The sequence below is a fragment of the Trinickia symbiotica genome, from assembly GCF_002934455.1.
GTDB classification, from domain to species: domain Bacteria; phylum Pseudomonadota; class Gammaproteobacteria; order Burkholderiales; family Burkholderiaceae; genus Trinickia; species Trinickia symbiotica.
The window spans coordinates 40463-53623 of the sequence record NZ_PTIR01000026.1; the positions used below are offsets into that span (position 1 = coordinate 40463).

9 protein-coding genes are annotated in these 13161 nt (G+C 59.5%); all 9 read left to right on the forward strand.

Annotation, left to right across the window (positions count from 1 at the left end; genetic code table 11):
• The first annotated feature begins 202 nt into the window (after nucleotides 1–202).
• The 9 genes from B0G57_RS27135 to B0G57_RS27175 all read left to right on the forward strand — a co-directional run bounded on the left by B0G57_RS27135 (nucleotide 203) and on the right by B0G57_RS27175 (nucleotide 13120).
• On the forward strand, nucleotides 203–1711 hold the full coding sequence (locus B0G57_RS27135; protein WP_102607288.1) for an efflux transporter outer membrane subunit: 1509 nt from the start codon (nucleotides 203–205) through the stop codon (nucleotides 1709–1711).
• A gap of 17 nt (nucleotides 1712–1728) precedes the next feature.
• Nucleotides 1729–2919, forward strand: a complete 1191-nt coding sequence (locus B0G57_RS27140; RefSeq protein WP_223258754.1) for an efflux RND transporter periplasmic adaptor subunit — start codon at nucleotides 1729–1731, stop codon at nucleotides 2917–2919.
• Nucleotides 2920–2927: 8 nt separating this feature from the next.
• Complete coding sequence (locus B0G57_RS27145; RefSeq protein WP_102607332.1) at nucleotides 2928–5999, forward strand: efflux RND transporter permease subunit; 3072 nt, start codon at nucleotides 2928–2930, stop codon at nucleotides 5997–5999.
• 505 nt (nucleotides 6000–6504) lie between these two features.
• Nucleotides 6505–8667, forward strand: a complete 2163-nt coding sequence (locus B0G57_RS27150) for a prolyl oligopeptidase family serine peptidase (RefSeq protein ID WP_102607286.1) — start codon at nucleotides 6505–6507, stop codon at nucleotides 8665–8667.
• A 241-nt stretch (nucleotides 8668–8908) separates the two neighbouring features.
• Nucleotides 8909–9151 carry a chromate transporter gene (locus B0G57_RS32445; RefSeq protein WP_399278962.1) on the forward strand — a complete coding sequence of 81 codons (243 nt, stop codon included), beginning with the start codon at nucleotides 8909–8911 and terminating at the stop codon, nucleotides 9149–9151.
• 156 nt (nucleotides 9152–9307) lie between these two features.
• Nucleotides 9308–10129: a phytanoyl-CoA dioxygenase family protein gene (locus B0G57_RS27160; protein WP_102607285.1), complete on the forward strand. Its 822-nt coding sequence runs from the start codon at nucleotides 9308–9310 to the stop codon at nucleotides 10127–10129.
• A gap of 1018 nt (nucleotides 10130–11147) precedes the next feature.
• Nucleotides 11148–11678 carry a hypothetical protein gene (locus B0G57_RS27165; protein WP_223258753.1) on the forward strand — a complete coding sequence of 177 codons (531 nt, stop codon included), beginning with the start codon at nucleotides 11148–11150 and terminating at the stop codon, nucleotides 11676–11678.
• Between the two features lie 10 nt (nucleotides 11679–11688).
• Nucleotides 11689–12396 carry a nucleotide-binding protein gene (locus B0G57_RS27170; RefSeq protein WP_102607284.1) on the forward strand — a complete coding sequence of 236 codons (708 nt, stop codon included), beginning with the start codon at nucleotides 11689–11691 and terminating at the stop codon, nucleotides 12394–12396.
• 82 nt (nucleotides 12397–12478) lie between these two features.
• Nucleotides 12479–13120, forward strand: coding sequence for a hypothetical protein (locus B0G57_RS27175; protein ID WP_399278959.1), 642 nt, complete (start codon nucleotides 12479–12481; stop codon nucleotides 13118–13120).
• Nucleotides 13121–13161: the final 41 nt, after the last annotated feature.

Consider the following 13161-nt stretch of genomic DNA (forward strand, 5'->3'; position numbering starts at 1 on the left):
TCAGGGCTTATTGACCGCTTTTGGTTTCCTTGTTACTGTATGTGAACGAAACGGTATCGTTTTATTTGTCGGGGCTGCCGATGATTGCGTCATCAATACCGAAATGACAGTTCGTCCTGAGCTGCGCCACGTCGCGCTCGTTACCGCAGCCCAATGCCCGGACTCGTCGGCAATGTGCCAGAGCTTCGGATAGGGCGATGAAATGACGCTTCGAATTTGGAGCGCTCTGGCACCGCAACTTGGCCTGCTGAGCGCACTTTTGCTCGGCGGATGCGCCGTCGGGCCCGATTACGTGCGTCCGGCGATGACGCAGAACGCCCACTTCTCGCGGGAAGAGCCGCTGACCGGCACGGCGTCTTCCGCCGTGCCGGGCGGCGCGGCGCAGCACCTGATCGAAGGGATGGACATCCCCGGACTATGGTGGACCCTGTTCCGTTCATCTGAGCTGACTGGCTTGGTGGAGGAGGCATTGCGTGCTAGCCCGGATGTAGCGGCAGCTCAGGCGTCTCTGCGGCAGGCGAACGAACTTGTGTATGCCGACCGCGCGTCGCTCTTCCCTATAGTGGTTGCGAACGCATCCACCACGCGCGAAAAGGCCAAGTTTGGTGCATTTCCCCCCGAACTATTGACTATCAATGCAGCCTCGGTGAGCGTTTCCTACGCTCCTGACGTGTTCGGTGGCACACGCCGTGAGATAGAGGCGGCTGCTGCCGTGGCCGAGTACCAACAGTTCGAACTCGAAGCAACTTACCTGACGCTGACCGCGAGCGTCGTCAACACCGCAGTGACGCTCGCGTCGGTCCGTGATCAGATCGCTGTGACAAAGGACCTCGTTCGGATACAAGAAGCAGGTTTGAACTTGGCGAAGTCGCGCCTGCGGCTGGGGGCAGTATCTAATAGCGACGTCCTTGCGCAAGAAGCGGTGGTGGCGCAAACGCGCGCGACCCTTCCACCACTGCAAAGGCAGTTGGACCAGGCACGACACCAGATGACGGCCTATCTCGGAAGGTTTCCGAACCAGGAGCAGGTGGAACATTTCGAGCTAGCGGGACTTCACTTGCCGGAAGAACTGCCTATTAGTCTGCCGTCGTCCATCATCGAGCAGCGGCCCGACGTGCGCGCCGCGGAGGCCCGACTGCACCAAGCTAGCGCAAACATCGGCGTGACAATCGCCAATGAATTGCCGCAGTTCAACCTCACGGGTTCGTTGGGCTTCAATGCTTCACGATTGGTCGATCTGTTTTCGCCGGGCACAGGGGTATGGGCCTTGATCGGCTCGGTCTCGCAGAGCCTCTTCGATACGGGGGCTCGTTGGCACCGCAAACAAGCCGCCGTTGCCGCCTACGATGAATCCGCCGCGCTTTACCGCGGCGCAGTCGTCAAGGCATTCCAGGACGTCGCGAACGTGTTGCGTGCGCTGGATACCGACGCCGATGAGCTAAAGCAGCAAGTAGACGCTGAACGAGCCGCACTAGACAGCCTCGAACTCACCCAGACCCAGTACCGACTCGGAGCGGTTGGTTACGTGAATCTTTTGACTGCGCAGCAAACATACCAGAACGCCGTTCTTGCACGCGTGCGTGCGCAGGCCAGTCGTTACAGCGATACAGTTGCGCTTTTTCAGGCGCTCGGCGGCGGCTGGTGGAATCGGTCAAAAAACACTTCGCAGGCGCAGACCGGTCAGGTTATTTCGCCTCCACTTGATCAATAGGATCCGTGAGAAGCCCCATGGAAGAGGAAGCGCTCCATCCCCCAGCTAAACGGGAAGCGTCTGGTGGACGTACCAGCCGCCGCCTGTTGCGGCCAATGCTGATCATGCTTGGCGCCGTCCTAGTCATTGTCCTGATCATCGGCGGGACGAAGTTCGTTCAGATTTCCCGGCAGATTGCATACGCAAAGGCGCCCCAGCCTCCCGCCGTCGTCACTGCGGCTCCCGCCCGGTTCACCGACTGGCAACCTGTTGTATCCGCTGTGGGATCGATGAAAGCCTTCCGCGGCGTTGACGTGACGACTGAAATAGGCGGCATCGTTCGCAGTATTACCTTCAAATCTGGCGAGGACGTCTCGGCCGGCGAGCCGCTGGTGCAGCTCAACGCGGATACGGATGTTGCCCAATTGCATTCGCAGGAAGCAACTGCCGATCAGGCAGCAACCGTCTTGAACCGGGACAAGGCGCAGCTAGAGGCAAATGCCGTTTCACAGGCCCAGGTGGATGCCGACGAGGCCGACTGGAAGTCCAAGCGTGCAGCCGTCGAGCAGCAGCGTGCGCTGGTCGCTAAAAAGTCCATTACCGCACCGTTCGGCGGACGCATCGGTATCACCACCGTAAATCCTGGGCAGTACCTCAATCCAGGCGACAAGATCGCGACCCTGACCACGCTCGATCCGATTTATATCGACTTCAACGTACCGCAGGATCAAAAGTCCGAGATTGCGAAGGGCCAGGCCGTCTCGGTCAGCACGGATGCGGTGCCCGGCCAGACGTTCCGCGGCATGGTGACGGCTATCGACACCAAAGTGGATCCGACCACGCGCAGCTTGACGGTCGAAGCAACGGTTCCGAATCCCAATCGGCTGCTGCTTCCTGGGATGTTTGCCCGCGCAGTCGTCATTTCCGGCTCAGCGCAGCACTATCTGACGGTTCCCCAGACGGCGGTGACCTACAACCCGTACGGCACCACTATGTTCGTCGCAGTGAAGAAAAAGAATGCGAAGGGGCTCGATGTACTTACGGCGCAGCAGACCTTCGTCAGGGCGGGGGCGACGCGAGGCGATCAGGTCGCCATCTTGAGCGGACTGAAAGAGGGTGACCTGGTGATCACCAGCGGTCAGATGAAGCTCAACAACGGTACGTCGGTCGCGATCGACAACAGTAATCCGCCCGCGAACGAAGCGTCCCCGACGCCTCAAGAACGGTGAGACCCGTGATGAAATTTACCGACGCCTTCATCAAACGGCCGGTATGGGCAGTAGTCATCTCGGCGATGATCCTGATCCTCGGTCTACGCTCGATGACCGGACTGCCCGTCTCGCAATGGCCGCGCACCGAGAACGCGGTCGTGACCATCCAGACGAATTACAACGGCGCCGACGCGGCGACGATTGCTGGCTTCATTACTCAGCCGCTCGAGTCGGCAATCGCTCAGGCTCAGGGCATTGACTACCTTTCGTCAACCAGCGTGGCCGGCGTATCGACGATTACGGCAACCCTGCGTCTCAATTTCGACGCGACGAAGGCGCTTACCGAGATCAATACGCAGATCAGCTCGGTCCGCAGCCAATTGCCCGCGCAGGCCCAGCAACCGGTTTTGTCCGTCGCTGTCGGCCAGACTACCGATGCCATGTACATCGGCTTCTACAGCGACGTGCTACCGACCAACAACATCACCGATTATCTCGTTCGCGTGTTGAAGCCCAAGCTCGACTCGATCGAGGGCGTGCAGACGGCGGAGATCTTGGGAGGGCGCCAGTTCGCGTTGCGCGCTTGGTTGGACCCTGCCAAACTGGCCGCGCATCATGTATCCGCCCGTGAGGTCTATGCCGCACTTTCGAACAACAACTATCTGTCCACGATCGGCTCGACCAAAGGTCAGACGGTCACGGTCGATTTGACGGCCGGCACCGATCTGCACAAGGTGGACGAATTCAAGCAACTGGTCGTCAACCAAAGTGGCGACGCGCTCGTCCGGCTCCAGGACGTCGCGACCGTCACGCTCGGCGCGGAGGACTACAGCACCAGCGTTGCGTTTTCGGGCAAACGGTCGGTGTTCGTCGGTATCAAGGTCGCGCCGAACGCCAACGTCGTGACGGTTGCCTCGAAGGTCCGTTCGGCCTTTCCAGAACTTCAGTCGCAACTGCCTTCCGGCCTGACCGGCGCCATCGCCTACGATTCCACGGAGTACATCAACACGTCGATCCAGGAAGTCGTCAAGACGCTGGCTGAAGCGCTGGTTATTGTGACGATCGTCATTTTCCTGTTCATCGGCTCATTCCGTGCGGTCATCGTGCCGCTCATCGCGATACCGCTTTCACTCGTTGGCACGTTGTTCTTCATGTTCGTCCTCGGCTATTCGATCAACCTGCTCACGTTGCTTGCTTTGGTGCTCGCGATTGGTCTCGTCGTGGACGATGCCATCATCGTCGTTGAAAACGCCGATCGGCACATCAAGGAAGCGGGCAAAAGCGCGGGTGAAGCGTCGCTCATTGCGGCACGCGAGCTCGGTGGACCGATCGTTGCCATGACCGTCGTGCTGGTGGCAGCCTACGTACCGATCGGCATGCGAACGGGTCTTACCGGCGCGCTGTTCAAAGAGTTCTGCTTTTCGCTCGCCGGCGCGGTGGTGGTCTCCGCGGTGGTCGCACTGACGCTTTCGCCCATGATGACTTCACGTCTCCTCAGGAGTGGTGAAGATGAGGGGCGCTTAGCGCTCTTGCTGGACCGCATTTTCGCCCGCCTGCTGCGCGGGTACCACTCTGCCCTGGCCAGGACAATTGACGCATGGCCGGTGCTGGTCACCTTCGGCTTCGTCGTCTCCCTGCTCGCGGGAGCAGCCGCGTTTACCGCAAATAGCGAGCTGTCACCGACCGAAGACCAAGGCATCGTGTTCATGCAGATCAAGGGCGCGGCCAACGCGTCCCCGGAGCAAATGAGGCGCATCGCCGATCAAGCGTATGACATTGCTCGTAAAGTGCCAGAGTACAGCCAGATGTTTCAACTGACCGGTACTCCCGCGCTCAACCAGGGGCTAGGCGGCGTCCTGCTGAAGCCTTGGAATCGGCGTGAACGCACGCAGACCGACGTGGTAATGGACCTGCAGCGCAAATGGAGCGACGTGGCGGGCGCGCAGATTGTCGCCTTTTCACTGCCGTCGTTGCCGGGATCGCAGGGGCTGCCCGTGCAGTTCGTCATCAGGTCGACCGAGCCGGTGGAAAAGCTGAACGAGGTTACCCAGGCCGTGTTGGCGGAGGCACAGAAGGAGAAGCTCTTCTGGTTCGCGGATGTCGATCTCAAGCTCGACAAACCGAAGGCCGAAGTCGTCGTCGACCGTGAAAAGCTCGCGATCATGGGCATGACCGAGGCGGATTTTGGCGCGGCACTGTCGGCGGCGCTTGGCGGCAACTACGTCAATTACTTCTCGATCGCCGGACGCTCGTACAAGGTCATACCACAGGTGCTGCAGGTGGACCGACTCAATCCGGACCAGGTTCTCGACAACTATATCCGCACGCCGTCGGGGATCATGGTTTCCGCGCGCACCGTGGCCCATATCGAGACGTCGGTTCAGCCGCGAACGATCAACCACTTCCAGCAATTCAATTCGGCGACGATCTCGGGCGTCAGCGGGCTTTCCCAGGGCGCATTGCTGCCGAAGTTGACAACCATCCTAAAGAAGGTGGCGCCCGGTTATTCGGCCGACTACTCAGGTGAGTCGCGTCAGTTCGTTGAAGAATCCGGAGGATTTCTCGGGCTTTTGCTGTTCTCGATCGTCATCGTGTATCTGGCGCTTGCATTCCAGTTCGAGAGCTTCCGCGATCCAGTTGTCATCCTCTTTTCGGTCCCGCCCGCGCTCTTCGGCGCGCTCGCCTTCATTACCACCGGATTTGCGTCGATCAACGTGTACACGCAGGTCGGCCTGGTCACCTTGTTGGGGCTGATCACCAAGCACGGCATCCTGATCGTGCAATTTGCCAACGAGTTGCAGCGCGCTGGCCGATCTAAACGGCACGCGATCGAGGAAGCGGCGGGGGTACGCCTTCGCCCGATTCTCATGACTACGGCGGCAATGGTGCTCGGCGTCGCTCCGCTGGTGTGGGCTTCCGGTGCTGGCGCTGCGGGGCGGCATGACATGGGGCTGGTGATCTTCGCAGGTCTTGGTGTCGGTACGCTGCTGACCCTGTTCGTGGTACCGGCCATGTATATGTTCGTGGGTAGCACACACGTCCGCGAGGACCACACGCCGAATTCGAAAGTGCCATCCACGCTTTGCAAAGTACCGTAACAGTGAAAGAGACCAAGGACCCGACCGTCGAACATCAGTTCTCCCGAAAATGATTTTCCAACAGCTTTGCATCTGCTGCGCGGAAGCCTTCCATATTCCTGGAGGTGCTTATGACTCAGGTCACACTTGCTACGGCACTTCTCGCGTTTCATCGCATTTCGCCACGGCAATAGCAGCACGATAGTCGATTTGCTCGACCTTGTTGTCGACCGTGTGTGGCGTCGCGAGCGAGCGTCGTCGGATGTAACGGCCTCGGCAACTGTCAGCTTGCGAAGCCGATCGCGGCGTAGCTCGAGCCAACCTCGGGCTCAATGGAGCGGTTATACGCGAGTCGCGTTCGCCGGACGGTAGCCAATTGATGCGCTGCGCAGTGCGACAAACCGTCTCAGAACTCGCTCGCCTCGACCGCGTCGAATCGGGTCGATGGCTGAACTGGATCGCGCGACTTGCAATCCTGAAGCCCCTGCCTTCCGGAGGTACCGGATCAATGCAATGGAAAAGGTATATGACAAATTCGCAATCCAACTACGTGGTCGCCATAGATGCAGCGGATCCGTATATCGGTCTCGAGAAGCTTAACGACTCCGCTGTCGACTCATGGGTTCGTATGCAAACGGAACGCACCATGAAAGCCTACGGACACAGCGCAAACAACGACGCGCTGACCAAACGGCTCATCGAGTCTATGATGGCCCAAGACCGCATTGTCACGTGCTCACGCTGGGGCAACTGGGCTTACAACAGTTGGCTTGATGAAGCACATCCACTCGGGTTTGTGCGGCGTACGCCCTGGAAAGCCTGGATCGAGGGGAACCCCGAATGGGAAGTGCTGCTGGAGATCGATGCGATTGACTTGAACAATAGAAACAGCGACGATACCCGGTGGACTTTAGCCGGCTTTCGTCTTATCTACCCTACTGCCGATCGGGCGCTGGTCTTTCTTTCACCCGGCGGGGCGGACGCTCACATCGTGCGCGAGTTCGATATAGGAGCGCGCGCGTTTGTCGAGAATGGGTTCGAGCTGCGCGAGCCCGGCCATCACAGCGTTGAATGGATCGATCGGGAGACGGTCTATGTGAGCTGGGATGACCGTGCGGCAAACGCGGCTCCCACGCTCACGCACGCTGGCTATCCGCGGCAGGTACGGAGATGGAAGCGCGGCACCTCGGTGGCAGATGCGCCGGTGGTGTTCGAATGTGAGGTCGACGATTTGTCCGCGTCGGCGCGTTATGACCCGATCCGGGCACGTCATACCGCATCGCGCAGCACGACATTCTCCCAATCGGAGCGATTCTGGCTCGACGAGTCGGCTGGCGAATGGCGGCTGTACGATGTGCCGCGCGATGCGAGACTGTTCGAGTGGAACGAATGGCTGTTCGTTATGCCATGCGTTGACTGGAAGGTCGGTGTGGCGATATATCCAGGTGGATCGTTATTGGCTATTCGACGTGACGCGTTTCTCGACGGAAACCGCCATTTCGCAATACTTTTCGTGCCAGCGGAAAGGGACGTATTATCGTGTGTGCGGTACACGAAGCACTGGCTGATCGTCTCTCACAAGAGCGAAAGCGTTACCCATGTGACGCTCTGGCGTCCGTCGGCTTTGGCTCACGGAACGTGGGAGGCGCGAGTGTTTCCGTTGCCGGCCGGCTGCGAGGCGTGGATGAGCGCCGTCGACAGCGCTCGCGATGACACAGTACTGATTTGCGCCTATCATTTCCTGACGCCACCTAAGCTGTATCTTGCCGATCTCGCCAGCGATGCCCCCTGGCGCCCGCTGGGACGGGCTCCCGCGCGGTTCGATGCAACCGGATTCGTCGCGCAGCGACGACATGCTACAGCTTCCGATGGCGTGCAGATTCCCTATTGGATCATCGGTCGCAAAGCGGATCTTGAGGGCAACCCTCGGCCTTGCCTGCTCTATGGATATGGCGGATTTAAAGTTTCGCTCGATACGCCTGCCTATGTGGACACCATGGGATTCTCGTGGCTCGAACCGGGTGGCGTGTACGCGATTGCGTGCATCCGGGGCGGGGGAGAATTCGGTCCTGCGTGGCATCTCGCCGCAAAAGGCGAGAAACGCCAAGTCGCGTTTGACGATTTCATTGCCGTGGCTGAGGCATTGATCTCCTCCGGCGTCACCACCCCGAAGCAGCTGGCCATCATGGGGGGAAGCAACGGCGGTCTGCTAACTGCCGCGTGCATGATTCAGCGCCCGGAGCTATTTGGTGCCGTTATCTCGCGAGTGCCCGTGCTCGACATGGCACGCTTTCACCTGCTACTGCGGGGAGCCTCATGGGTCGATGAGTTCGGTGATCCCGACAATCCCGATGACTACGGAATGTTGATGGCTTACTCGCCCTATCACAACGTGAAGCCGGACGTCTCTTACCCGCCGGTTCTGTTCACGTCGTCGTCGACGGACGATCGTGTGCATCCTGGGCACGCACGCAAGATGGTAGCGAAAATGCAGGCACTCGGACATGGCGAAGTCTGGTATCTAGAATGGCACGACGGCGGCCACGGCGCTGGCGTCGAACCCGAAGACATCGCACGCGCATCGTCAATTACATTTGAGTTCCTGCGGGCGAAGATCGGGGCAGGCTTACGGCCGCTCGCTTGCCTCGGTTCTGACGGGCGGACTCAGGAGTCCTTGGTGCATGAGTAACCTCAGCGTCGCGCAGCTATCGCGCTCGTTGCGGTGGCGCTGTTCGGCGTTCTAACGACAGTGTACGCGGAACTCATTGTCATTGCGTCCGGCGCGATGCTCGAGCTTGCATTATGCCGGACAACCGGATCAGGCAATGTGCTAGGCGTGGCAATGACATGCTCACGAATTTCGCGTCTCCCGCCTGGTCGGAGCCATCGCGCTGGCGCTCTTCTGCTTCCTTGTCTTTGGGCTTCCCGCTGTGGGCACCATCGACGCCAGCCATGCGATTAAGGCATTCGACGCGTTCTACCGTTCGGGAGCCTTGGTTTTCGGCGGCGGCCATGTCGCGCTACCGGTTTTGGGACGACAGACTGTCGCGACGGGCTGGGGCAGCCCGAACGATCTTCATGCCGGCTATGGAGCCGCCCAGGCCGTCCGGGGCCTCTTTTCACGTTCGCCGCGTTTCTCGGTTGGATGCTGGCAGGGACGCCCAGTCACTTGACAGGCGCGGTCGTCCTTGCCCGGTTACGACAAAACCACGATAGCCTGGTGTTAGCGGGAGTGAATGTGACTATTCATGTTGATTGGTAATGAAAAAAGAGATACATTGTATGTGCCGAGTACAAGCTGTACCGTCGGAACTGAAAGGAGAAACGCCATGGAACCGATCGTGTCCGCAGAGCAGATCGAACAATTTCGCCAAAAGGGTGCCACTGTCCTGAGAGGCGTCTTCTCAGAACATTGGATAAAGACCGTCGATGCAGGGATTACGAAGAATCTGGAGAAGCCAAGCAGGCCTAACGCCTTTGTCGACGGCGAATCGCGCGGGTTTTTCCAAGACAGCAATAACTGGCGGTGTATCGAGGAGTTTCGCGACTTCGCCTTGAATTCTCCCGCCAAGATCATCGCGGGCGAGTTGATGTGCGCGTCGAAAATTAACTTTCTTCATGACCATGTGCTCGTGAAAAAAGCAGGCGTCGAGAAGCGGACGCCATGGCATCAAGATCAACCATACAGTCCAGTAGATGGCCGCGATTTCTGCACGATGTGGCTGCCGACGGGCGCGGTTTCCGCCGAGACGGCCCTCGAGTTTGTGGCCGAATCGCATGCTTCAGGCAAATGGTACCGACCGCAGCGGTTCACGACCGGATCTCTTCGCGAGGGCGACGATCAGCGGTGGGAGATCCTGCCGGACGTCGAAGCAGATCGAGATCGCTACGAGATCTTGAGGTGGGCTATGAAACCAGGCGACGTAGTGGTGTTCCATGGTCTCACCCTGCATGGAGCGGCAGGAAATAGCGACACGGCCGACCGGCGTGTGCTCTCCACGCGCTGGACCGGTGATGATGCTCGGTTTCAGCGCCGGCCGGGAGAGATGTCCCCCCCGCCTCCGGCCAATGGCGCTCCGCGCGATGGCGATCCCCTGGATTGCGAAGCATTCCCGGTCGTGTGGCGCAGGAATGCGCAGCACGCGCGCTAACCCAAGTCACGCCAGAAGGCGGAGAGGCGCGATCGCAATTGCTGCTTTCGCAAGTCTACAGCCCGGTTTAGGCTTGCAGTTCGAATCGGTGGCGCGGTGTGGAGAAAGTTGCGCGCTCTCATCGGAGCGCGCGCCATTTTCCATAGTGTGATGCAATCAAACCGCGGCAGGTCGCGTCTTTGCGCAAGCAACGCGTCGTGGTCGTGCGCTCTGTTTGGCCGGCTTGAGCCGCATGGCGGGAGTCGACGTCCGGACCGCTGTCAGATTCCTCGGGCGGTCGGTCCCAAAGCCTTCGCTTCGGCCGCGCATCGCCCCCATACTAGGGCACTTGGTGCTGAACATGATCCGCGTCTTGGGCGACATTTTATCCGTCACCCCACCAAAGATGATAGCCGATGGTGCCCAAAACCGGCGGTAGCCTATCCTGCCATCACTTTTTCAATATCGTTTTTCTGTTGCTTACGTCGACGCTTTCCGTGAGGTCTGCCGGTCGAGTCTGCAAGGTCGTTCATGCTATTCCGTTAGCCACCTGCAGAAAGTCTGCTCGCGTCTCCGGTCTGTGCAGTCGGCTGGTCGAGTTAGGTTCGTGAGGTCGGCACTGCGAGTTCGTTCCCGTTCGCGCTACAGTTCGTGAGTCCCGGGCCACGAATCTGACAAGGGCGCTCCCTCGCGTCGCTTCAATCGGCAGTCACAGTCTGACTGGTTGCAGCCAGATGTCTGCTCACTGCGACAGCTCGGTTTGCGATGTGCGGTTAAGTAGTCTGCATCGGTGCGCCTTGAACTCGGCGAGTGCGAACGCTGACGTTTGTCGGCTTCCTCCGTTGCGGTTGCATGTTCGGCGACCGTAGTTCGCGGTCTGTAGTGCCTGTAGTTGGCCGACGATCGTGCGGTAGTTTGCGGAGTCACCGTTCCGTCTGCGCTCCTCGATCTTCGAAGTCGTTCGCTTGCAAAAAGCCCGACAAAAATTTTCCTATTCCGTCAATTTCCGCCGTATTCCAAGCGCTTCCGGAAGTGCTGATTGCGCGTCGGACAGGGTATTGACGAGCCTTTTATTGATTCGCATGATGACCTCGAGGGCGACGTATGGGAGCGAATCGTGCGGGGTGCAAAGAGCTATACGCGGGCGCAGTGGGACGACTTTTTTCGTACGCTGGAAGCATTGCCCGAGAAGCCCCGGAACGAGCAACGCGTCACGGTCAGCGACGCAATGAAAGAGAAGCGCGTGCAGATCGCAGCGACGCAGGCGAAGGGCTACACGCTCGAAGAGATCGTCCAGGAGGCCGAGCGGAAAGGAATCGACGTCAGCATCGGCGCGATCAAATATGCGCTGTATCGTCCCGCACCTGTCGATGCGGACCCCCAGGAAACGGATACACGACGCAAGAGTAAAGGAGAACCGCCGTCCGGTCGAAAGAAAGCGGAAAAGCGCGCAGGAAATGCGCGTGACGAAACACGACAACAAAGGGAAAGGGGCGTAAGTCAGCCGGGATCGATGCAGATACAGGACGCGTTCTCGTTTGAGATCAGACCTGATATCGAAAACCTGTAGGAGATCGAGCATGGATACGACCCAACCCATATATCTGGTCGGCGGCAGCAAGGGCGGCGTAGGCAAAAGCATGGTGACGCTCGCACTCGCAGATCACCTGCAGCGGCGAGACACCCACGCCGTTCTCGTCGAAACGGACACGTCCAATCCGGATGTCATGAAAGCGCTTCGGGATGAGATGAAATGTGCGGCGTACGATCTCGACGATGCGGATGGCTGGATCGGCTTCGTCAACTTTTGCGACACACACAGGGGCGCTGCGGTGATCGTGAACACGGCGGCGCGCAATCAAACGGGAGTTGCCCGATATGGCGGCACACTGGCCCGGACGCTCGAAGAACTGGAACGACAACTCGTTGTTCTATGGGTGATTAACAGGCAGCGAGACAGTTTGGAGTTGCTACACATCTTCGGGCAGACGTTCCCCGATACGGTGACGCACGTCGTGCGCAACGGATATTTCGGCACGCCCGACAAGTTCGCGCTGTATCACGAATCGCAGCTTCGCAAGTCGATCGAGACGAAGGGCCGATCGCTTGATTTTCCTGATCTTGCGGATCGGGTTGCCGACGAGTTGCGCAGTCAACGCATCTCGATCCGCAAGGCGGCCGAGACGATGCAAATCGGGCAGCGAGCGGAGCTGTTTCGCTGGCGTGAGTTGTGCGACGCGATGTTCGCCAAAGTGATCGGCACTGACGGGCCAGATCGTGAGCAATAGGCGGTCAAGGCCCGTCGATCCGCTCATCCGCCTATTTCGCGAGGTATCGGGCGACGTTCCGGACGAGGCCAGCCTGGCACGCATGCGCCGGGTGTCCGGCGCACTGAATCTTCGAGATAACGACGCGCTATGGGCGATGATTGCTGTGCTCGAATACTACGCACGGCTGTATGAGGCGATGCCCGAACGCATCCGATGGGCAAGCGAGGGAAGCCTCGAAGCGGCGCGTCGGGAGGTTGGCTGCGCGACCGATGCATTGATGCAGCAACATCAGGAGGCGCTTGAGCGATGCAAGGCGACAATCCAATTGGCGGAAAACCTGATAGAGGAACATGAGGCGCGGTATCGGGCAGCGCTGGCGAGCGTGAATGAGACGGCGATGGCGGTCTTGATCGAGCGCATGTCGAATCGGGTTTCGCGGATGGCAGGTAACCGGCTGATCGGTGCGGCGGCGACTTCGGCACGCGAGCAACGTGAGCGATTGGACGACACCATTCGCACATTCGAACGGACAGTCGAGGCGTCGACGGCGCGGGTGGAGGCGATGGCGAGGCGAATGGAAAAGGGCTTCGCCCGTTCGATGCATCGCATGATGGCGTTTGGCGGTGCGGCGTTCTGTCTACTAGTTCTTATCGGCGGGGGCGCAAGTTGGTGGATCGGGGGCCACCTGGTAGGCCCGGACTGTCGTGCAGTGCAGGTCCGGCAGGCAGACGGCAGGCCATAAAGGGCGCTGCCGTCTGATGTGTCGCGCTGCCGGGGGCAAGG

What these genes read in the sequence shown, in the direction of transcription:
- B0G57_RS27140 (WP_223258754.1), top strand. Translation starts at nt 1,729, where the DNA reads ATGGAAGAGGAAGCGCTCCATCCCCCAGCTAAACGGGAAGCGTCTGGT.
- B0G57_RS27160 (WP_102607285.1), top strand. Translation starts at nt 9,308, where the DNA reads ATGGAACCGATCGTGTCCGCAGAGCAGATCGAACAATTTCGCCAAAAG.
- B0G57_RS27145 (WP_102607332.1), top strand. Translation starts at nt 2,928, where the DNA reads ATGAAATTTACCGACGCCTTCATCAAACGGCCGGTATGGGCAGTAGTC.
- B0G57_RS27135 (WP_102607288.1), top strand. Translation starts at nt 203, where the DNA reads ATGACGCTTCGAATTTGGAGCGCTCTGGCACCGCAACTTGGCCTGCTG.
- B0G57_RS27175 (WP_399278959.1), top strand. Translation starts at nt 12,479, where the DNA reads ATGCGCCGGGTGTCCGGCGCACTGAATCTTCGAGATAACGACGCGCTA.
- B0G57_RS27150 (WP_102607286.1), top strand. Translation starts at nt 6,505, where the DNA reads ATGACAAATTCGCAATCCAACTACGTGGTCGCCATAGATGCAGCGGAT.
- B0G57_RS27170 (WP_102607284.1), top strand. Translation starts at nt 11,689, where the DNA reads ATGGATACGACCCAACCCATATATCTGGTCGGCGGCAGCAAGGGCGGC.